This window comes from Micromonospora sp. NPDC047740 (genome assembly GCF_043204735.1).
Lineage (GTDB): Bacteria > Actinomycetota > Actinomycetes > Mycobacteriales > Micromonosporaceae > Micromonospora.
Map to the genome: position 1 here is coordinate 73,534 of NZ_JBIDCT010000012.1, position 20,342 is coordinate 93,875.

Consider the following 20,342-nt stretch of genomic DNA (forward strand, 5'->3'; position numbering starts at 1 on the left):
CAGGGCTATCGTCGGCATCGAGGCTGATCAGCATCCGCCCCACCGTGGTCGTGACCGGGACACCCCGGACGGGCCGGCAACGCGGTTCGTGACAAGCGCCTCCGGCCGACCCGGTCAGGCGGTGGCCGGGCGGACCACCACCCGGGCGGCGAGCAGCACGCCGAGCAGCCCGCAGCCGGCCGCCACGGCCAGGGTGGCGGCGTAGCTCGCCGGACCGGGGGCCGGGCCCGCAGCCAGCACCGCGCCGGTCAGCGCCAACACGGTGGCTGCGGCGAGTGAGTCGCCCAGTTGCAGGGCGGAACTGTTGCGCCCCTGCTCGCCGGGGGCGGAGAGCTCCAGGGTGAGCACCGACAGGGACGGGTAGAGCAGGCCCATGCCGAGTCCGGCGACGGCCCAGCCGAGCACCGTCACCGCCACCGGCACCCCCGGCAGGACGGCCGACGCGACGGTGGCCGTACCGAGGGCGATGCAGCCCAGCCCGGTCCGGGGCAGGGTGGCGGCCGAGCGCGGCGCGGCGATCCGGCCCTGCAGCCACGAGCCCACCGACCAGGAGAGCGCGCCGACGGTCAGCACCAGGCCCGCCGCGGTCGGTGAGAAGCCGCGTTCCCGGGACAGCATCAGTGGAATGACCACCTCCGCGCCGGCGAACGCCGCCGAGGCGAGCCCACGCAGGCCGATCACCGTCGGCAGGCCCCGGCCGGCGCGCAGGAAGCCGGCCGGCAGCAGGCGCGGGGCGCAGACCAGCAGGCCGGCCAGCGCCACCGCCACCAGCGCCCCGCCGAGCACGCCGCGCTGCTGCCCCCCGTGATGCAGCAGCGCGGCGCTCGCCCCCGCCCCGCAGGCCCAGCCGATCCGGGCCAGGGCCCCGGCCGGTGGCCGGACCGGGACCTCAGCGCCGAGCGCCCGCAGCCCGGGCTGGATCAGCAGCACCGCCGGCACCGCGACGGCCGGCACCGCGAGGAAGACCCAACGCCAGCCCAGGTGCTCGACGATCAGGCCGGCCAGCGCCGGGCCGACCAGCGACGGCACGACCCAGGCCGCGGCGAACGCGGCGAAGACCCGCCGCCGCAGTTCCTCCGGGTACGCCTGCCCGACGATCACGTAGAGCGCCACCGACAGCAGACCCGAGCCGAAGCCCTGCACCACCCGGCCGACGACGAGCAACCCCATGGTCGGGGCGGCGCCCGCGACGACCAGCCCCGCCACGAACCAGGCCACCCCGTGCCACATCGGGGCGCGCGGCCCACGCGCGTCGCACCAGATCCCCGAGACCACCATCGCCACCACACCGGAGGCGAACGGGCCGCCGAAGGCCAGCGCGTACAGGGTGAGCCCGTCGAGGCTGCGGGCGACGGTAGGCATCGCGGTGCCGACCGCCAGGGCCTCAAACGCCAGCAGCGACACCAGGGCGACGCTGCCCACGGTCATCGCCCGCAACCGCGGGGAGTACAGGTGCGCGGGTGGGGCCGCCGGCGCGGCGGTGGCGGTCACCGGCGGCCCGGCGTACGTGCGGTCAACATGGGATCAAGCCTGCGACCTCAACCCGGATTGAGGTCAACGGTGACACCGGTCTCGTCAGGCCGACTCCAGCGCCTCGCCGACCCCCTTCGCCACCCCGGACAGGTGCTGGTCGGCCAGCAGGTGCCCGGCGGTGATGACCAGGGCGATCGGCCACTCGATCACCTGAAGCGCGGCGAGCACGCCCAGCCCCGCGTAGTAGGCGAGCTTGTCGGGCGGCGGCACCGCCACCTCGCCCAGCACCGGGATCTCCACCCGCCGGTTGTACTTCCTGACCATCTCGCACGTCCCGCCGAGATGTCGCGTCACTGCGCTCATTCCGCCTCCCCGGATCCGACGACCACATCGATGTCCGACCAGGCATTCCACCGGCGACCCGGTCCATGCCCCACGCAGCCGGGAAACTTCCCTCGCTCAGGGGGCATAACGGACGCGACGCCGGGAAGTCGGGGCCGCCGGGGACAAGGGGTACGGGAGGCGAGATGGCGTACGGCTGGCGCGGCGGCGGGAGCACCGGGGAGCGCGGCCGGCGGCTCGGCCGTACGCCTCGATGACCTCGCTGGGCCGGTACGCCGGCCTCCTGCTCGCGCCGGACGCCGTCGCGCGGGTCGCCCGTACCGTCGTCGGGGCCGTGCCGGACGCAGCCCGGACGGTCGGGTCGGCCCTGCCGCAAGCGGTGCCGGGAGCGGCCCGGGCCGGCGGAGCCGCCGTGCCGCGCGGCGTCGCCGAGGCGGCGGGCAAGGTGGGCCACGGAGCCGCCCGGCTGGCCCAGCTGGCCGGACTGAGCAAGCGTCGGGTCTGGACCCGGGACGGCCGGCACCACATCGAGGTACACGGCGTGTGCCAGGACGGCGCGAACAAGCTGGCCCGGCAGGTCGAGCAGGCGCTGGAGCAGATGCCCGGGGTGGCCTGGGCCCGGGTCAACGCGCCCTCCGGCCGGGTGGTGGTGGCGGTCGAGGAGCCGAAGCCGAGGCTGCGCGACCTGATCGCCACGGTGGCGCGTACCGAGCGGGTCTGCCCGTACGAGCCGGACCCGGAGATCCCCCCGCCGCACCCGGCCGAGGAGGGCCCACGTACGCCCCGGACCCTGGGCGGGCTGGTCTCGGACGCGCTCGGCCTGACCATCTCCGCCGCCACCCGGATCCTGCCGTTCACCCCGGTCCCCGGCGAGGTGGCCGGCTTCCTCGCCGCGATCGACCTGCACCCGAAACTGCACGCCCTGGCCGACCGGGGGCTGCGCGCCGATCCCCGCGCCGACGTGCTGTTCCCGCTCGCCGAGGCGGTGGTGCAGGGCCTCACCGGCGGCTGGGCCGGGATAGTGCTGGACGGCGCGCAGCGGGTGGTGCAGTGGGGCGAGGCGCGAGCCCAACTCTCCGCCTGGACCAAGGCCGAACCGAGGCTGACCGGCGACCCGGAGCGGGCGGTGGCCCGGGTGCCCAAGGGCGAGCGGCCCCGTCCGGTCCCCGACGGCCCGGCCGAACGATACGTGAAGCGGGTGCTCGCCGCGGGTGCGGCGGCCGGCGCGGCGGCGGTGCCCGTGGTGGGCCCGAAGCGGGCCGCCTCGCTGGCCCTGTCCGCGCTGCCCAAGGCGCCGAACAACGGACGCGAGGGGTACGCGGCCCAGCTCGGCCGGATGCTGGCCCGGCGCGGCGTGATCGCCATGGACCGCAGCGTGCTGCGCAAGCTGGACGGCATCGACACGGTGGTCTTGGACAGCGCGATCCTCGGCTCGGACCGGGGCTTGCTGGCCGACCTGGCGCCGCTGGCGGGGGCCGACACCGGGCAGGTGGCCGCCCGGGCGTTCGCCCTCTTCGACCCGGAGGCCCCGGACGCCGTACAGCAGGCCGACGGCTGGCGGCTCGGGCCGCTGGACCGGATCGACGCCCGCGACCCCGGGGACACCCCGGACCGGCGCCGGCTCACCGAGCACGGCGGCCTGCTGCTCGGCCTCGCGGACGGCGACACGCTCGCCGCCGTGCTCCGAGTGGATCCGGAACCCGCGCCCGGGGTCGACGCCCTGCCCACCGCCGCCCGCCAGGCGGGTCTGCGCCTCGTGGTGGCCGCGGACGACGACGAGCGGTACGGCTTCGCCGACGCCGTGGTGCCCGGCGGCGACCAGCTCGTCGACTCGGTACGCGCCCTCCAACGAGACGGTGCGGTGGTCATGCTCATCTCCGGTGACCGCGCCGCGCTCAGTGCCGCCGACTGCTCCCTCGGCGTCTCCGCCCCGGAGGCTCTCCCGCCCTGGGGTGCCCACCTGCTGGTCGGCGACGACCTGCGGATCCCCGCACTGTTGATCGACGCGGCCGGGGTGGCCCGCCGGATGACCAGGCAGAACATCCGGATCTCGATGGCCGGCAGCGGGCTCGGGGCGCTGGGCGCGCTCACCGCCGACCCGATGCTGCTGCCCGGCCGGACCCTCGCCGCGGTGAACGCCGCCGGCGCGCTCGCCTTCGGGCACGGGGTGTGGCGGGCCCGCCGGCTGCCGGACCGGACCCGCACGCCGGTGCCCGCGCTGACCGCCTGGCACCTGATGCCGGTGGAGACCGTCCTCGACCAGCTGGGCACCCGGCCGGCCGGGTTGGCCAGCGCGGAGGCGGGCCGCCGGCGGCGGGCCGTCGCCGGGGACCACGCGGGCCCGGCCGGTCTGCTGAAGGCGTTCGTGGACGAGCTGACGAACCCGCTCACCCCGGTGCTCGCCGCCGGGGCGGTGCTCTCCGCCACGTTCGGCTCGCTGGTCGACGCGGCCCTGGTCGGCGGGGTGGTCGGCGGCTCGGCGCTGATCGGCGCGGTGCATCAGCGCAACACCGAGCGGTCCCTGGCCGAGCTGCTGTCGCGCACCGCGGTGACCGCGCGGGTGCTCCGCGACGGCGCCGAGCAGGTGGTGCCGGCGGAGGAGCTGGTGGCGGGGGACGTGGTCGCGATCGGCCCCGGCGACGCGGTCCCGGCGGACTGCCGGGTGCTCAGCTCGGACGGGCTGGAAGCCGACGAGTCGTCCCTGACCGGCGAGTCGCTGCCAGTGAGCAAGACCGCCGAACCGGTGGTGGCGGCGGCCGTCGCCGAGCGGCGCTCCATGCTGTACGAAGGCACCACCGTCGCGGCCGGCCGGGGCACCGCCGTGGTGGTGGCGACCGGCGAGGAGACCGAGGCCGGGCGCAGTCTCGCCCTGGCCCGGGAGGCCCCGCCGCCCAGCGGGGTGGAGGCGCGGCTCGGGAAGCTGACCAGTGCCGCCGTACCGCTGGCCGCCGGCTCGGCGATCGCGGTGGCCGGGGCGGGACTGCTTCGGGGCGTACCCCTGGCGGAGACGGCGGCGACCGCCGCGAACCTGGCCGTCGCCTCGGTGCCGGAGGGACTGCCATTCCTGGTCAGCGCCGCGCAGCTGGCAGCAGCCCGGCGGCTGGCCGAGCACGGCGCGCTAGTCCGCAACCCGCGGACCATCGAGGCGCTGGGCCGGGTGGACGTGCTCTGCTTCGACAAGACCGGCACCCTCACCGAGGGCAAGCTGCTGCTCGCCGGGGTGGGTGACGGTGCCGGCGACCGGTACGCGCCACCGGACCGGCTGGACGAGCCGCTGCGACTGACCCTGGCTGCGGCGCTGCGGGCCACTCCGGCGGCGGCCGACCCGGACGAGCTGCCCCAGCAGACCGACCGGGCGGTACGCCGGGGCGCGGACACCGCCGGCGTGGTCGAGCAGACCGGCGCGGCGGACTGGACGGCGGTGGGCGGGTTGCCGTTCGAGCCGTCCCGCGGCTACCACGCCACCATCGGCCGGACCCCGGACGGCCTGCTGCTCAGCGTCAAGGGGGCACCCGAGTCGGTGGTGCCGCGCTGCGCGGCGCGGCGTGCCGCCGGTGGTGACCAGCCGCTGGACGAGGCGGGCCGGAACGCGCTGCACGCGATGCTCGCCGAGCGGGCCGCGGCCGGAAACCGCATCCTCGCCGTCGCAGAGTGCCCGGTGGACAGCGAGTCGGTGACCGACGAGCACGTCGAGGGGTTGGTCTTCGTCGGCTTCCTGGCGCTCGCCGACGGGGTGCGGGAGAGCGCGAAGCCCGCGGTCCGGCGGATCCGGCAGGCCGGCGTGCACACCATCATGATCACCGGCGACCACCCGGCGACCGCCGAGGCGATCGCCGCGACCATCAGCCCCGCCGACGGCGGTCAGCGGGTGGTCACCGCGACCGACCTGGACCGGCTCGACGACGAGGCGCTGGCCGAGCGGCTCATGGCGACCGACGTGGTGGCCCGCTGCACCCCGGCGCACAAGGTCCGGATCATCCAGGCGCTTCAGCGCCGCGGCCGGACCGTGGCGATGACCGGGGACGGCGCCAACGACGCTCCGGCGATCCGGCTGGCCGACGTGGGCATCGCGCTGGGCCAGCGCGGCACCCCGGCGGCTCGCGCCGCCGCCGACCTGGTGGTCACCGACGACCGGCTGGAAACGATCATCGCCACCCTGGTGGAGGGGCGAGCGATGTGGTCGTCGGTCCGCCACGCGCTGAGCATCCTGGTCGGCGGCAACCTCGGCGAGATCGCGTTCAGCGTGCTGACCGCCGCCGCCACCGGCCGGTCCGCGCTGACCGGACGACAACTGCTGCTGGTCAACCTGCTCACCGACCTGGCACCCGCGCTGGCCATCGCGGTCCGCCCGCCGGCCGCCCACGGTGCCGACCACCTGCTGCGGGAAGGGCCGGACACCTCACTCGGCGCGACGATGACCCGGGAGATCGGGCTGCGGGCGAGCGCCACCACGCTGGGCGCGACCGCCGGCTGGAGCCTGGCCCGGTGGACCGGCAGCCAACGCACGGCCGGCACGGTCGCGCTGGCCTCGCTCGTGGGCACACAACTCGGCCAGACCGTGCTGGCCGGCGGCACCAGCCCCACCGTGCTGGCGTCCACCGCCGCGTCCATCGGCGTCCTGGTCGCGGTGGTGCAGACGCCCGGGGTCAGCCAGTTCTTCGGCTGCACCCCGCTCGGCCCGGTGAGCTGGACGATCGCCGCCGGCTCCGCGCTCGGCGCGACCTTCGCCAACGGCGCGCTCACCCGGCTGGTCGACCGCCTCCCGCAGCACGGCAGCCATGCCCGGTAATGCCATCGGCCGTCGTCGCCGACCGTCACTAGAGTGCCGGCATGTCCTCGCCCCGCCTCGAGAAGATCACGCCGGACAACGTCCTGGCCGCCTGCGCCATCGCGATCCGACCCGACCAGGAGGGCCTGGTCGCGCCGGTCGCCCGATCGCTCGCCGAGGCGTACGCCCAGCCGGCGGTCGCCTGGCCACGGCTGATCGTCGACGGCAACCGTCCAGTGGGCTTCATGATGGGCTTCCTCGACGTGCCGTGGCGCCCCGACGACGATCCGACCGACGTCCGCTCGGGGCTCTGGCGGCTCAACATCGCCGCCGATGAGCAGGGCAAGGGGTACGGGCGGTTCGCCGTCCAGACGCTGGCGGCGGAACTCCGCCAGCGCGGCCGCACCAGGCTGACCGTCACCTGGGTGCCGGGCGACCACGGTCCGGAGCGCTTCTACCGGCAGCTCGGCTTCCGGTTGACCGGTGAGACAAGCGGCGACCAGGTGGTCGGCGAGTTGGACCTGTGACGGTCAGTGCCAGGTGGCGGCGGCGCGCCGCAACCGGTCGTTGATCGCCCGACCCACGCCGACCTCGGGGACCGGCTCGGCGACGATCTCGGTCACCCCGGCCGCGTCGAGCCGGTGCAGGGCGTCGAAGAGCCGCGCGGCCGCCGCGGTCAGCTCACCCTCGGGCGACAGCACCTCCACCGCCGCCCACCCGGCGGCCGTCGGGCGTTCACGGAAGGCCAGGAAACCCCGCCGGCCGCCGTCCCCCGGCGCCGACTCCGCCGTCCCCAACCGCAACGGGGTACGCGGGGCGTAGTGCGCGGCCAGCGTCCCGGGTGCCACCGGCTGCCCCGAACTGCCCGGCCGTACCTCGACCGGCCCGACCGCCTCGATTAGCGCCTCGACCGGCAGCGCACCCAGCCGAAGCACCACCGGGCGCTCGCCGCGGGCGTCCACGATCGTCGACTCGATCCCGCACCGGGTGGGCCCGCCGTCCAGCACCACGTCCACCGCGTCGCCCAGCCCGGCCACCACGTGCTCGGCCCGGGTCGGGCTGAGCTGCCCGAACCGGTTGGCGCTCGGCGCGGCCACCGGCACCCCGGCGGCAGCGATCAGCGCCCGGGCGGACGGCTCGTCCGGCACCCGGACCGCCATGGTGTCCAGGCCTGAGGTGACGATCGACGGGATCGCCGCCGGCCGGTCCACGATCAGAGTGAGCGGGCCGGGCCAGAAGCGCTCGACCAGCGCGGCGACCGCCGGTGGCACCGCACCGACCAGGCCGGCCAGGTCGGCGGCGTCGGCCAGATGGCTGATCAGCGGGTCGAAGCTGGGCCGGGCCTTCGCCTCGAAGATGCGGGCGGCCGCCCGGGCGTCGAGGGCGTTCGCGCCCAGCCCGTAGACCGTCTCGGTGGGAAAGGCGACCAGCCCACCGGCTCGCAGGACGGAGGCGGCCTCGGCGATGCCGCTGTCGGCCGGCAGGACGCGCGGGGATCCGGTGCTCACGCCCCGACGCTAGCCTGCCGCCGGAGGCGGGTCGCGCCGGGTCGACCGAGCTGTTGCCGTCGGCCCCGAAACCGGGTTGTCCGGCTCGGCGGAACCACCCAGGATGTTCGCCATGGCCCGGGTGAAGATGCACGTCGACGAGGTGGAGACCGACGTCGCCCTCGTCCGTCGACTGGTCGCCGGGCAGTTCCCGCACTGGGCCGACCTGGCGATCCGGCTGGTCCCCTCGTACGGGACGGACCACGACATCTACCGGCTCGGCGCGGATCTGGTGGTCCGGCTGCCCCGGATCGGCTGGGCTACCGAGCAGGCGGCGCGGGAGGCCGAGTGGCTGCCCCGGCTGGCCCCGCACCTCCCGCTCGCCCTGCCGGTGCCACTCGTGCGCGGACGCCCCGCCGAGGGCTACCCGTTCGACTGGTCGGTGTACGAGTGGCTGCCCGGCGAGAACGCCAACGGCACCCTCGCCGACCTGGACCAGGCGGCGGTCGACCTCGCCGCGTTCATCACCGCGCTGCGGGGAATCGACACCACCGGCGCGTACCCCCGGAAGCCCGGCGGCCGGGGCAGCGACCTGGCCGAGTTCGACGACGGCGTACGCCGGTCGGTGGCGCAGCTCGGCGACCGCGTCGACGGCGCCGCGACGCTGCGCGCCTGGCAGGAGTCGCTGGACGCCCCGGCGTGGGACGGGCCGGGCGTATGGGTGCACGGGGACCTGCTGCCCGGCAACCTGCTGGTCGTGGCCGGCCGCCTCTCCGCCGTCATCGACTTCGGCGGGCTCAACGTCGGCGACCCGGCCTGCGACCTGCAACCGGCCTGGAACGTCTTCGCCGGTCGCAGCCGGGAACGGTTCCGCGCCGAGCTGGACGTGGACGATGCCTCGTGGCTGCGCGGCCGCGGCTGGGCCCTGCTCCAGGCGGTGAACGCGCTGCCGTACTACTGGGACACCAACCCGGGGATCGTCCGTCAGACGTCGCACGCGCTGGCCGAGGTCCTCGCCGACGCCGCCCGCTGACGGGATCCTCAGGGCGTCAGCGGGCCGTCCAGGATGCGCTGGCCGGCCTGCTGGGTCAGGCATGGACACCGAGGTGCTCACCGCTTGACACGCACCCGGCATTCATACATCCTGATTCCACTAGTAACCTAGTGAAACGGAATTATGGGTGATCGACTTCCACGTCGACGCGCGCTCGGGTATGGCGCCGTACCTGCAGATCGTCAGGCAGGTACGGCAAGCGCTGCTGCTGGGGCTGCTCACCGAGGGCGACAAGCTGCCCACGGTCAAGGAGGTGGTCGCCAAGGTGGCGATCAATCCGAACACCGTGAGCAAGGCGTACCGCGAACTCGAACACCTCGGCCTGGCCGCGGGAAAGCCGGGGGTGGGCACCTTCATCACCCAATCGCTCGGCCACGCATCGCTCACCGAACACGGTCCGCTGCAGCAGGAGCTGCGCGCCTGGATGGACAAGGCCCGCGCTGCGGGCCTGACCGAGCCGGGCATCGAGGCGATGTTCCAGAACACCCTGCGCGAGAGCGCCGAAGGGGAGAAATGAACGCGATCCTGCAAGCCCACGCGCTAGGCAAGAGATACGGCCAGCGCCAGGCGCTGGCCGACTGCACCCTGGAGCTCCCACCGGGACACGTCGTCGGCCTGATCGGGCCCAACGGCGCGGGCAAGACCACCCTGCTGAAGATCGCCTGCGGCATGCTCGCGCCGACCACGGGGCGGATCGAGGTGCTGGGCGAACAACCCAACGGCGCAACCGCGCAACTGGCCCGGGTCGGGTACGTCGCCCAGGACACCCCCACCTACGCGAGCCTGTCCGTCGCCGACCACTTGAAGTTCGGCGCCAAGATGAACCCGGCCTGGGACGCGAAGCTCGCACAGGCCCGCATCGAGCAACTCGGCCTGAACCCAAAGCAGAAGGCGGGCAAGCTCTCCGGCGGGCAGCGCGCCCAGCTCGCCCTGACCGTCGCGGTGGCCAAGCGACCCGAACTGCTCATCCTCGACGAACCGGTCGCCAGCCTCGACCCGCTGGCCCGCCGCGACTTCCTGCGCCACCTGATGGAGTCGGTCGCCGAGCACGACACCAGCGTCATCCTCTCCTCGCACCTGGTCTCCGACCTCGAACGCGTCTGCGACTACCTGGTCGTGCTGGTCTCCTCCCGCGTACAGCTCGCCGGCGAAACCGACGATCTGCTCGCGCAGCACCACCGGATCGTGTGCACGCGGCGCCAGGAGTCCGACCTGCCCACGGGGTTGAAGGTCATCTCGGCGGAGCACACCGATCGGCAGTCCACGTTCGTGGTGCGAAGCGAAAGCGAACTGCCCGCCGGGGACTGGTCCGCCGAACACCTCGAACTGGAGGACCTCGTGCTGACCTACCTGGAGCGGCCCGTCGACCACGGCGCCGATACCGCGATGCAACCGACGGGAGAAGCGCGATGCTCTGGCTGACCTGGCGGCAGTTCCGTGCCCAGGCCCTCACCGTCCTGGCCTTGCTCGCCGCCGCGGCGATCGTGTTCCTGGTCACCGGGTTGCCGATGCACCACAGTTACACCGCGGCCCTGGCCGCGTGCGCCCCGCTGGACGCCTGCGACGGCGCGACCCCCGCGGCGCGGGCGTTGGGTGCCCAGCTCAGCCAGTTGCAGCGAAGCTATGAGCCCATGTTGATGCTCCTGCAACTCCTCGTGATCGCCGTACCGGCGCTGATCGGCATCTTCTTGGGCGCGCCGCTGATCGGCCGGGAACTGGAAACCGACACGCACCAACTCGCCTGGAACCAAACCGTCACGCGCACCCGGTGGCTCGCGGTCAAACTCACCGTCGTCGGCGTCACCGCGATCGCCACCACCGCGATCCTCAGTTGGCTGCTGACCTGGTGGGCCGGGCCGCTGGACAACCTCAACGGCAACCGGTGGGCGGCGATGACCTTCGCCTCACGCGACATCGTCCCGCTCGGCTACACCGCGTTCGCCTTCGCCCTGGGTACCACGCTGGGACTACTGCTGCGCCGCACTCTGCCGGCCATGGCTATCACCCTCGCCGTGTTCATCGCCTTCCAGATTCTCGTACCCACCCTTATCCGACCCCACCTGCTGTCCTCGACCACAACCACCTTCCCGATCAACCAGGCCAGCACGAGCCAGTTCCACGACTTCCGGGGCACGCAGACGGAATTCCACTTCGACCTGCCGACACCGCGAGGCGCCTGGCTGACATCCCAGCCGCCCGTGAAGAACCCGGCCGGCCAGGTGGTCCGCATCGACAGTTACCCCGAATGCTTCCCAAACAGCCAGGGCGACGCCCCAGACCTGAGTCAGATCGGCGCCTGCCTCGCCAAGGACAACCTCCACCAGACAGTCACCTATCACCCCGCGAGCAACTACTGGCCCCTGCAGTGGATGGAAACCGGGATCTTCCTCGTGCTCGCCGGGGCGCTGGCCGGTACCTGCTTCTGGTGGATCCGGCGCCGACAGAACTAACCGTTCGCCCGCCCCGATACCCGAAGACTGTCGTGAGTAGCGTCTACGGCGGTGCCTGCGTTGGCGTTGGCCGCAGACCCGAACGCCCCTGCCGACCGGCTTCCGCCCAATTGACGGTCTCGCCCACCGGGCGTACGGCGACATCCGCCGGCCGCGCTGAATGGCTCCGGTCCGGGGGCGGTGCGGGACCGCCCCCGGACCGGTCATCGGCAGGTCCAGCGCACCGGCCGGACCTGGTCGTCGGACTCGAGCTTCCCGCCGAGCACCCGACCGTCGTCGCTGAAACTGGTCACCGCGCCCTGCCGCTGGCCGCGCCAGCCGTCCGGCATGGGCAGTTTCACCGACCTCGTGTCCGTGATCACGCTGGGGACGTCATCGGAGACCCAACCGGCCATCCAGCCCCGACCGTTGCCGGTCCCGGCCCAGAGGACGCCCTTCAGTACGTCCGCCTGCCCGGTCCGCAGGTCGATCCGCACCGGGTAGCGGGGTATGCCGTTCCGGGGAACCACCTTGGTGTCGCGTTCGGCGGTGCCGGTCACCCAGCCACCGGCCAACGACAGGGGCAGGAACCGGTCGGCCTTCCCGCCGGGCACCTGCGGCAGCGGCAGCACCTCCGGCCGGGCGGCGCCCGGACGCCACACCACCGCGCGGGTGGGCTTGTCGGGGTGCCCGTCGGACATCGCGCCCAGGATGGTGCCGTCTTCGTCGATGTCGATAGCCGTGCCCTCCCACTGCGGGCCGGGCAGTGGCAGGTCGACCGGCCGGCTCTGGTACGAGTCCCAGACCACCGGCAGTTGCTTGAACCCCGGCTCCCAGGGAGCCCCCAGGCTGCGGTAGCCGACGATCCGGCCAGCGTCGTTGACGGCCGTCGCGCCCTCGGCCGTTCCCCCGGGCAGGCGGATGACCTCGCCGTCGCGCACCGCCCACGCCCGCCCCTCGTTGCCGGCCCCTAACGACGAACCCACAGCCAGGCCTGCCCGGTTCACATCCGTCAACTTCTGCATCGAGCCCGGCAGCTCGACCTCGCGGACCCGGTCCCCCTCCCAGATCAGCAGGCCGAAATCCATGCGACCCTGCCCCTGCGGGGCCCGACGGCCCAACAGCCACCGGCCGTCCGGGTCACCGCCGGTGACCGCGGCCCGTGGATCGCCCGGCACAGGCAGCAGTGTGGCCGTGCACACCCCCTGCCACGGGCCGGTCGGCCGCGGTTCCGGCAACGGCATCGACGGGCTGGGGCTCGCGGCCGGCGCAGGCGCCGCCCGCCCGTCCCCGCCCAGCGCCGCCGGCAGCGCGGCCATCGCCAGCACACCCAGCGCGGCCACCCCGGCCGCCGCCACCCGGCGGTTGCGCCGCCGCCGGCGGGCCTCCCGGATCGCCCCCGGCAGGTCGATCCGGGGCGGGCCGGGCGGCTCGTCGTCCAGCCACCGCAGCCGGTCGGCGACGTGTTCGTCATCGGTCCTCATGCCCACCGCTCCTTTCCGGTCCGGCCGGCCATCTCGCGGTCCCCGAGCAGCCGTCGCATCGCCGCCAGACCGTGCGAGGTCTGGCTCTTCACCGTGCCGGGCGAGCAGCCCAGCGTCCGGGCCACCTCCTCCACTGGCAGGTCGTGCAGGAAACGCAGCACCAGCACCGCTCGCTGGCGGGGCGGCACCTTGGCCAGTGCGTCGCGCAGCACGGTCTGCTCCTCGACGCTCCGGTCCTCGGTGGACCGCACGTCGGGTGGCCCGCCGAACAGGTGCACCCGCCACCAGCCGCGCCGCCGGGTGTCCAGGAAGTGCCGGACCAGCACCGTCCGGACGTACGCGTCGAGCTGCTCGACCTCAGCGATCCGCGCCCAGCGCAGGTAGAGCCGCGTGGCGGTCTCCTGCACCAGGTCGTCGGCCAGGTCGCGGTCGCCGCAGAGTCCGTACGCGAGCCGCCGCAGCGCCGGCAGGCGCGCCGTGACGTACTCGACGTATTCCTGGTCCGATGCGTCCGGCATCCGGCTACCTCCCTGGGGTTCACTTGTTCCAGACGGCACCGTGCCGGAAACGGTTGTACGCGATCATGGAAAAGGGCCCGAGGATGGCCGGATGGAAGATCCCTGAGAGCCTTCGGTGGACCGACCAGATCCCGGCGGGCCGGCCCTGGCGGGCGGTGCTGCCGGACCAACTGGCGGAGTGCGTCGCGCAGTGGGACCTGCGGGTGGTGGACCCCCGTTCGGGTACGCATTCGCCTCGCTGGCCATACCGATCAAGCTGCCGGCCGGCCGCGCATCGGTCTTAGCCGGCGCTTGAGGTGACCGTGATCAGCGACGATCAGGCGCGCTTCGGCACTTCTTCGCCACGACGCTAATCACGAACCACGCCGAGCCGCAGGAGGTCCAACGGACGCTCCGGCACAAGACGCTGCGGATCACGCTGGAGACATACGTGCACTGGTGGCCGAAGCGGGACCGACCGCGCGGCATCGTCGGGAGCGGCCCTACGGGCGGCGCTCTCAATCCAAGATCAAGCCTGATCTGTACTGCCGTTGCGCTAGTCGATCATGCCGGTTAAGAAACCGCAGGTGAGGAGTGGAGATGGTGGAGCCCAGGGGACTTGAACCCCTAACCCCTGCCTTGCAAAGGCAGTGCTCTGCCAGTTGAGCTAGGGCCCCGAGGCGGGCGGAGTCGCCCGGTGCTGGCAGTCGGAGGGAACGCTCAGCGCAGGTCAGGCGCGGTGGTCGCTTCGTGCCACAGAGCGCGCTCGTCGTTCGCCGCCTTCACCTTCTTGGCCACCACGGCGGCCACCCCGACCACGCCGACCAGGATCAGGAGCTTCTTGAACATGGGCCGACCCCTCGCGCTCGACTATCGTCGGACGATGTGCGGTGGGGCTAGCTGGAATCGAACCAGCGACCTCAGAGTTATCAGCTCTGCGCTCTAACCGACTGAGCTATAGCCCCGCGTAGCGACGAGCAAGGTTAACCCATCGCCGCCTCCGGTCCCAAATCGGGGGCCGGTGCGCCGCGCCAATGAAGAACCTACCCGGATATGCGATGCCGGGGCGACCGCATTACGCGGTGCCCCGGCGTCGTCGGAGTCAGTCCCGCTCGGCGAGCGTCAGCTCGATCCCGCCGACCAGGTCGGCGCAGACGTTGTAGACGAACGCGCCCAGCGTGGCGAGCGCGGTGAAGAGCACGACGTTGACCAGGCCGATCAGCGCGGAGCTCAGGATCACGCCCTTGGCGGTGATCTGGAAGCCGCCGGAGCCGCCCGAGCCGCCACCTGCGTTGACCAGGTCGGTCAGGCTGTCGTTGACGCTCTTGAACACGCCCATCGCGTCCAGGGCCAGATAGAGCACCGAGGTGGCGACGACCACCACGATGAAGAGCACCACCGAGACCGCGAACGCGAACTTCATCACCGACCAGGGGTCGATCCGCTTGAGGTTCAGCCGGGCCCGGCGCGGTCCGCGCGACGCGGCCGAGCTGACCGAGGTACGCGCAGCGCGTACCGCCTCACCCACGCGCGCGGCCCCGACGGCGGCCGCACCGCTGATACTCGGCGGCAGGCCACCACCGTTGGCGGGGCGGCCGGCGGCGCCGGCGCGGGCGCCGTCCGGCGACGGCTTGGGCGCGGTGCCGAGACCGGCGCCCACCTTCGGCGGGGTGCCGGGAGTCCCGGGCGACGGCCGGCCCGTACCCGGTGTCTTGATCGCCTGGGTGGTGCCGGGCTTCGCCGTGGTGACCGACGGCCCGGCCGGCCCGTCGGCGGAGGTCGGGGCGTCGACCGGGGCCTTCTCGGCCTTCTCGCTCGTCCCCGAGTCCTCCCCGGGCTTGTCCGGCGGGGGTGCCATGCCGGGGGCCCGGGTGAACTTCGGGGCAGGCGCGTCGGCGGGGACCGTGGCCCGGCCCACGGCCGCCCGGCCCGACGCTGGTGTACCGCCCTGCGCGGCCTCCTCGTCGACCGGGTTGGCCGAGGCCCCCGTGTTCCCCGACTTCGCCTGTGTCTCCGTCATCAACTAGTCCTGTTCGTCAGGCTCGTCGGCATTGCGAGCAATTGCCACGATAGTCACGCCGTCCGGGAGGTCCATCAGCTTGACCCCCATTGTGTTCCGATCACGCGTACGGCGTACAGGCTTCACCGGAGTCCGGATGACGCCCCCGTTGCTGGTGATAGCGAAGAGTTCGTCGTCGGGGCTGATCACCGCAGCTCCGACCAGACCGCCACGTCGCTCGGTGATCTTCGCAGTCAGCACGCCCTTACCTCCCCGGCCCTGGACCGGGTATTCCTCGATCGGGGTACGTTTCGCGTATCCGCCGTTCGTCGCGACCAGCACGTCCATGTCCATACCCTCGCGGACGACCTCCATGGCCAGCAGTTCGTCGTCGTCGCTGAACCGCATGCCGATGACACCGGAGGTGGCGCGGCCCATCGGGCGCAGCGCCTCGTCCGTGGCGTTGAAGCGGATGGCCTGAGCGTTCTTGGAGACCAGCAGCAGGTCGTCCGTCGAACTCACCAGGGCAGCACCGACCAGCTCGTCCTCATCGCGCAGGTTGATCGCGATGATGCCGCCTGACCGGGGGGAGTCGAACTCCTCGAGCCGCGTCTTCTTCACCAGGCCGTTCTTCGTGGCCAGTACCAGGTAGGGCGCCACCTGGTAGTTCGGAATTTCGATGATCTGCGCGATCTGCTCGTCCGCTTGGAACGCGAGCAGGTTGGCCACGTGCTGGCCCTTGGCCACCCTACTGGCTTCGGGAAGCTCGTAGGCCTTGGCCCGGTAGACCCGACCCTTGTTGGTGAAGAACAGGATCCAGTCGTGCGTAGAGCATACGAAGAAGTGGCTGACGATGTCGTCCTGACGGAGGGTGGCGCCGCTGACGCCCTTCCCGCCCCGCCGCTGCGAGCGGTACAGGTCGACCTTGGTGCGCTTGGCGTACCCGGTGCGGGTGATGGTGACGACGACGTCCTCGCGGGCGATGAGGTCCTCCATCGAGACCTCGCCGTCGAACGGCACGATCTTGGTGCGCCGGTCGTCGCCCCACTTCGCGACGATCTCGCCCAGCTCCTCGGAGACGATCCTCCGCTGCCGCTCCGGCTTGGCCAGAATGTCCTTGAGGTCGGCGATCTCCAGCTCGAGCTTGGCCAGGTCGTCGAGAATCCGCTGCCGCTCCAGGGCGGCCAGCCGGCGCAGCTGCATGTCCAGGATCGCGGTCGCCTGGACCTCGTCAATCTCCAGTAGCCGGATCAGGCCCTGGCGGGCGTCCTCGACCGTGGGCGAGCGCCGGATCAGGGCGATCACCTCGTCCAGCGCGTCGAGAGCCTTGGCCAGACCGCGCAGGATGTGCGCCCGCTCCTCCGCCTTGCGCAGCCGGAACGCGGTCCGCCGGCGGATGACCTCGATCTGGTGCTCGACGTAGTAGCGGATGAACTGGGCCAGGTTGAGCGTGCGCGGCACGCCGTCGACGAGCGCCAGCATGTTGGCGCCGAAGGTCTCCTGGAGCTGGGTGTGCTTGTAGAGGTTGTTCAGCACCACCTTGGCGACCGCGTCGCGCTTGAGCACCAGGACGATCCGCATGCCGGTACGCCCGGAGGACTCGTCGCGGATGTCGGCGATGCCGCCGAGCTTGCCCTCCTTGATCAGCTCGGCGATCCGCTCGGCGAGGTTGTCCGGGTTGACCTGGTACGGCAGCTCGCTGACCACCAGCGCCGGGCGGCCCCGCTTGTCCTCCTCGACCTCGACCACGGCCCGCATCCGGATCGAGCCGCGCCCGGTCCGGTACGCGTCCTGGATGCCGGCCTGGCCGACGATCAGACCGTAGGTCGGGAAGTCCGGGCCCTTGACGATCTCCAGCAGCGCCTCGAGCGTGGTGGGCTCGTCGGCCTCCGGGTGCTCCAGGCACCACTGCACCGCCGCGCCGATCTCCCGCAGGTTGTGCGGCGGGATCTTGGTGGCCATGCCGACCGCGATGCCCTCGGAGCCGTTGATCAGCAGGTTGGGAATGCGGGACGGCAGGATCGTGGGCTCCTTGGCCCGGCCGTCGTAGTTGTCCTGCAGGTCGACGGTGTCCTCGTCGATGTCCCGCAGCATCTCCATGGCCAGCGGGTCGAGCTTGCACTCGGTGTACCGCATGGCCGCGGCCGGGTCGTTGCCGGGCGAACCGAAGTTGCCGTTGCCGTCGACCAGCGGGTAGCGCAGCGACCAGGGCTGCGCCATCCGGACCAGCGCGTCGTAGATGGCCGAGTCACCGTGCGGGTGGAACTGACCCATCACGTCGCCGACGACCCGGGAGCACTTCACGTAGCCGCGGTCCGGCCGGTAGCCGGAGTCGAACATGGCGTAGAGGATCTTGCGGTGAACCGGCTTGAGCCCGTCCCGGACGTCCGGCAGGGCCCGCCCGACGATGACGCTCATCGCGTAGTCGAGGTACGAGCGCTGCATCTCGACCTCGAGGCCGACCGGCTCGATCCGGTCGTGCGCGACGACCGCGGCCAGTGTCTCCGGGGTCTCCGGCTCGTTCGGGGTGGACTCGGGAGTATCGGTCACTGTTAACCCTTATCAGACTCAGAGTCGTGTTCGTGCTGTGGATAACGGCTGTGGAAACCGGCCAGACTGTGGATAACTCTGTGGACCGCCGGGCCGGCCGGTGGATCTCCGGCCGGCCCGGCCGGACCCGTCAGATGTCCAGGAACCGCACGTCCTTGGCGTTGCGTTGGATGAACGAACGGCGTGCCTCGACGTCCTCACCCATCAGAACGCTGAACAGCTCGTCGGCGGTTGCGGCGTCGTCGAGCGTCACCTGGCGCAAGGTACGGGTGGCCGGGTTCATCGTGGTCTCCCACAGCTCGGGGTAGTTCATCTCGCCGAGACCCTTGAACCGCTGGATGTCGTCCGGCTTGGCGTTGGGCTTCTTCTGCTGGCGCAGCGCGATCAGCCCGTCCCGCTCCCGGTCCGAGTACGCGTACTGGGCGTCGTCGCCCTTCTTGTTCCACTTGATCTTGTAGAGCGGCGGGGCGGCCAGGTAGACGTGCCCCAGCTCGACCAGCGGCCGCATGAACCGGAACAGCAGCGTGAGCAGCAGCGTCTGGATGTGCTGGCCGTCCACGTCCGCGTCGGCCATCAGCACAATCTTGTGGTAGCGCAGCTTCTCGATGTCGAAGTCGTCGTGGATGCCGGTGCCCAGCGCGGTGATCAGCGCCTGGACCTCGTTGTTCTTCAGCACCCGGTCGATCCGGGCCTTCTCCACGTTGAGGATCTTGCCGCGGATCGGCAGAATCGCCTGGGTACGCGGGTCGCGGCCCTGCTTGGCGGAGCCGCCCGCCGAGTCACCCTCGACGATGAAGACCTCGGACTCGCGCGGGTCGGTGGACTGGCAGTCGGCCAGCTTGCCCGGCATCGAGCCGGACTCCAGGAGCGACTTGCGCCGGGCCAGCTTCCGCGCCTGCTGCGCGGCGATCCGGGCGCGGGCCGCCTGGGACGCCTTGGTGATGATGATCTTCGCCTCGGCCGGGTTCCGGTCGAACCAGTCGACCAGCGACTCGTTGCAGACCCGCTGCACGAAGCTCTTCACCGGGGTGTTGCCCAGCTTGGTCTTGGTCTGGCCCTCGAACTGCGGGTTGGTCAGCTTGACCGAGATGATCGCGGCCAGCCCCTCACGGATGTCCTCGCCGGAGAGCCTCTCGTCGCCCTTGAGCAGCTTCTTGTCCGCGCCATACCGGTTGACGACGCTGGTCAACGCGGCCCGGAAGCCCTCCTCGTGGGTGCCGCCCTCGTGCGTGTTGATGTTGTTGGCGAAGGTGTAGACCGACTCGCCGTACGACTCGTTCCACTGCATGGCGATCTCGACCGACATGCCCTCCTCCTCGGCGCCGAACTCGACCACCGTCTTGTGGATCGGGGTCTTCGACGCGTTGAGGTGCCGGACGAAGTCGGCGATACCGCCCTCGTAATGGAAGGTCACCTCGCGCGGCTTGCCCTCCTCGGTCTCCTCGACCCGCTCGTCGAGCAGGTGGATGGTGAGGCCACGGGTGAGGAAGGCCATTTCCTGCAGGCGCCGGTAGATGGTCTGGAAGTCGAAGTCGACGGTCTCGAAGACGTCCGGGTCGGGCCAGAAGGAGACCGCCGAGCCGGTGCGGTCGGTCGGCTCACCCTTCTCCAGCGTGGTCGGCTTGGAGTGGTGGTACTGCTGCCGCCAGACGAAGCCGTCCTTGTGGATCTCCACCGCCATCTTCGTGGAGAGGGCGTTCACCACGGACACGCCGACGCCGTGCAGACCACCGGAGACTGCGTACGCCTTGCCGTCGAACTTGCCGCCTGCGTGCAGCACGGTCAGCGCGACCTCGACACCCGGCTTCTTCAGCTTCGGGTGGAGGTCGACCGGGAAGCCACGCCCGTTGTCGGTGACCCGTACGCCGCCGTCGGCCAGCAGCACCACGTCGATGGTGTCGCAGTATCCGGCCAGCGCCTCGTCCACCGCGTTGTCGACGACCTCCCACACGAGGTGGTGCAGACCGCGTTCGCCGGTGGAGCCGATGTACATACCGGGCCGCTTCCGGACCGCCTCCAGCCCCTCGAGAACGGTGATCGACTCGGCGCCGTACTTCTTGTTGTCCTCCGCTGCCACCCTCGGCCACTTTCTCGCACCGACCACGCCAGGGCGCGGGGCGCGGGTTCGGCGGACAGCACGCGACGTCGGCGCACGTACCGGTCCCCGGATCTCCAGGTCACGGATCGCGTGCGCCGGGCGCCGCGGTCGCCCGCGGATCGCGATCGGCTCGACCCGATCCGGGACAATGATCAAGGGCC

15 protein-coding genes and 2 tRNA genes are annotated in these 20,342 nt (G+C 72.1%); 6 read left to right on the forward strand and 11 right to left on the reverse strand.

Translation table 11 applies throughout. The features are described from left to right. Nucleotides 1–114: 114 nt before the first annotated feature. Nucleotides 115–1,491, reverse strand: a complete 1,377-nt coding sequence (locus ACGF4F_RS22590; RefSeq protein ID WP_393079976.1) for an MFS transporter — start codon at nt 1,489–1,491, stop codon at nt 115–117. Nucleotides 1,492–1,575: 84 nt separating this feature from the next. Further along, nucleotides 1,576–1,836 carry a hypothetical protein gene (locus ACGF4F_RS22595; protein WP_357434443.1) on the reverse strand — a complete coding sequence of 87 codons (261 nt, stop codon included), beginning with the start codon at nt 1,834–1,836 and terminating at the stop codon, nt 1,576–1,578. Between the two features lie 232 nt (nt 1,837–2,068). Here ACGF4F_RS22595 and ACGF4F_RS22600 point away from each other — a divergent pair, with 232 nt between their 5' ends. Both ACGF4F_RS22600 and ACGF4F_RS22605 read left to right on the forward strand, forming a co-directional pair. Next, a complete protein-coding gene (locus ACGF4F_RS22600; protein WP_393079979.1) occupies nt 2,069–6,604 on the forward strand; it encodes an HAD-IC family P-type ATPase in 4,536 nt (1,511 codons plus the stop codon). Between the two features lie 41 nt (nt 6,605–6,645). Continuing rightward, complete coding sequence (locus ACGF4F_RS22605) at nt 6,646–7,110, forward strand: GNAT family N-acetyltransferase (RefSeq protein WP_393079982.1); 465 nt, start codon at nt 6,646–6,648, stop codon at nt 7,108–7,110. A 3-nt stretch (nt 7,111–7,113) separates the two neighbouring features. Here the strand turns inward: ACGF4F_RS22605 and ACGF4F_RS22610 are convergent, their stop codons facing one another. Next, nucleotides 7,114–8,067, reverse strand: a complete 954-nt coding sequence (locus ACGF4F_RS22610) for an L-threonylcarbamoyladenylate synthase (RefSeq protein WP_393080239.1) — start codon at nt 8,065–8,067, stop codon at nt 7,114–7,116. 136 nt (nt 8,068–8,203) lie between these two features. On the opposite strand from ACGF4F_RS22610, the gene ACGF4F_RS22615 reads away from it, so the two are divergent. The 4 genes from ACGF4F_RS22615 (at nt 8,204) to ACGF4F_RS22630 (ending at nt 11,574) form a co-directional block, all read left to right on the forward strand. After that, nucleotides 8,204–9,103, forward strand: coding sequence for an aminoglycoside phosphotransferase family protein (locus ACGF4F_RS22615; protein WP_393079985.1), 900 nt, complete (start codon nt 8,204–8,206; stop codon nt 9,101–9,103). Nucleotides 9,104–9,251: 148 nt separating this feature from the next. Then, nucleotides 9,252–9,641: a GntR family transcriptional regulator gene (locus tag ACGF4F_RS22620; protein WP_357434439.1), complete on the forward strand. Its 390-nt coding sequence runs from the start codon at nt 9,252–9,254 to the stop codon at nt 9,639–9,641. Beyond that, nucleotides 9,638–10,546, forward strand: coding sequence for an ABC transporter ATP-binding protein (locus ACGF4F_RS22625; protein WP_357434438.1), 909 nt, complete (start codon nt 9,638–9,640; stop codon nt 10,544–10,546). Before ACGF4F_RS22620 ends, ACGF4F_RS22625 begins: the two co-directional genes overlap by 4 nt. Beyond that, nucleotides 10,534–11,574: an ABC transporter permease subunit gene (locus ACGF4F_RS22630; protein WP_393079990.1), complete on the forward strand. Its 1,041-nt coding sequence runs from the start codon at nt 10,534–10,536 to the stop codon at nt 11,572–11,574. Before ACGF4F_RS22625 ends, ACGF4F_RS22630 begins: the two co-directional genes overlap by 13 nt. Before the next feature lie 203 nt (nt 11,575–11,777). On the opposite strand, the gene ACGF4F_RS22635 is transcribed toward ACGF4F_RS22630, so the two are convergent. The 8 genes from ACGF4F_RS22635 to gyrB form a co-directional block, all read right to left on the reverse strand. Then, nucleotides 11,778–13,037: a hypothetical protein gene (locus ACGF4F_RS22635; protein WP_393079993.1), complete on the reverse strand. Its 1,260-nt coding sequence runs from the start codon at nt 13,035–13,037 to the stop codon at nt 11,778–11,780. Then, complete coding sequence (locus ACGF4F_RS22640) at nt 13,034–13,555, reverse strand: SigE family RNA polymerase sigma factor (protein ID WP_357434435.1); 522 nt, start codon at nt 13,553–13,555, stop codon at nt 13,034–13,036. The genes ACGF4F_RS22635 and ACGF4F_RS22640 overlap by 4 nt, the downstream gene beginning before the upstream one ends. A 580-nt stretch (nt 13,556–14,135) precedes the next feature. Continuing rightward, nucleotides 14,136–14,211 (reverse strand) — tRNA-Ala (locus ACGF4F_RS22645). Between the two features lie 43 nt (nt 14,212–14,254). Beyond that, entirely contained in the window at nt 14,255–14,383 is a 129-nt protein-coding gene (locus ACGF4F_RS22650; protein ID WP_241825427.1) for a DLW-39 family protein, read from the reverse strand. Nucleotides 14,384–14,425: 42 nt separating this feature from the next. Then, nucleotides 14,426–14,499, reverse strand: a tRNA-Ile gene (locus ACGF4F_RS22655). 137 nt (nt 14,500–14,636) lie between these two features. After that, entirely contained in the window at nt 14,637–15,554 is a 918-nt protein-coding gene (locus ACGF4F_RS22660; protein ID WP_393079997.1) for a DUF3566 domain-containing protein, read from the reverse strand. A 3-nt stretch (nt 15,555–15,557) separates the two neighbouring features. Continuing rightward, nucleotides 15,558–18,083, reverse strand: coding sequence for a DNA gyrase subunit A (gyrA, locus tag ACGF4F_RS22665; protein WP_357434432.1), 2,526 nt, complete (start codon nt 18,081–18,083; stop codon nt 15,558–15,560). A 130-nt stretch (nt 18,084–18,213) separates the two neighbouring features. Then, on the reverse strand, nt 18,214–20,160 hold the full coding sequence (gene gyrB / locus ACGF4F_RS22670; RefSeq protein ID WP_357434431.1) for a DNA topoisomerase (ATP-hydrolyzing) subunit B: 1,947 nt from the start codon (nt 20,158–20,160) through the stop codon (nt 18,214–18,216). Nucleotides 20,161–20,342 lie beyond the last annotated feature (182 nt).

Excerpts from the sequence above, each read along its gene's own strand:
- ACGF4F_RS22595 (WP_357434443.1), bottom strand. The coding sequence starts at position 1,836 with ATGAGCGCAGTGACGCGACATCTCGGCGGGACGTGCGAGATGGTCAGG.
- ACGF4F_RS22600 (WP_393079979.1), top strand. The coding sequence starts at position 2,069 with ATGACCTCGCTGGGCCGGTACGCCGGCCTCCTGCTCGCGCCGGACGCC.
- ACGF4F_RS22605 (WP_393079982.1), top strand. The coding sequence starts at position 6,646 with ATGTCCTCGCCCCGCCTCGAGAAGATCACGCCGGACAACGTCCTGGCC.
- ACGF4F_RS22615 (WP_393079985.1), top strand. The coding sequence starts at position 8,204 with ATGGCCCGGGTGAAGATGCACGTCGACGAGGTGGAGACCGACGTCGCC.
- ACGF4F_RS22625 (WP_357434438.1), top strand. The coding sequence starts at position 9,638 with ATGAACGCGATCCTGCAAGCCCACGCGCTAGGCAAGAGATACGGCCAG.
- ACGF4F_RS22630 (WP_393079990.1), top strand. The coding sequence starts at position 10,534 with ATGCTCTGGCTGACCTGGCGGCAGTTCCGTGCCCAGGCCCTCACCGTC.
- ACGF4F_RS22635 (WP_393079993.1), bottom strand. The coding sequence starts at position 13,037 with ATGAGGACCGATGACGAACACGTCGCCGACCGGCTGCGGTGGCTGGAC.
- ACGF4F_RS22640 (WP_357434435.1), bottom strand. The coding sequence starts at position 13,555 with ATGCCGGACGCATCGGACCAGGAATACGTCGAGTACGTCACGGCGCGC.
- ACGF4F_RS22650 (WP_241825427.1), bottom strand. The coding sequence starts at position 14,383 with ATGTTCAAGAAGCTCCTGATCCTGGTCGGCGTGGTCGGGGTGGCCGCC.
- ACGF4F_RS22660 (WP_393079997.1), bottom strand. The coding sequence starts at position 15,554 with ATGACGGAGACACAGGCGAAGTCGGGGAACACGGGGGCCTCGGCCAAC.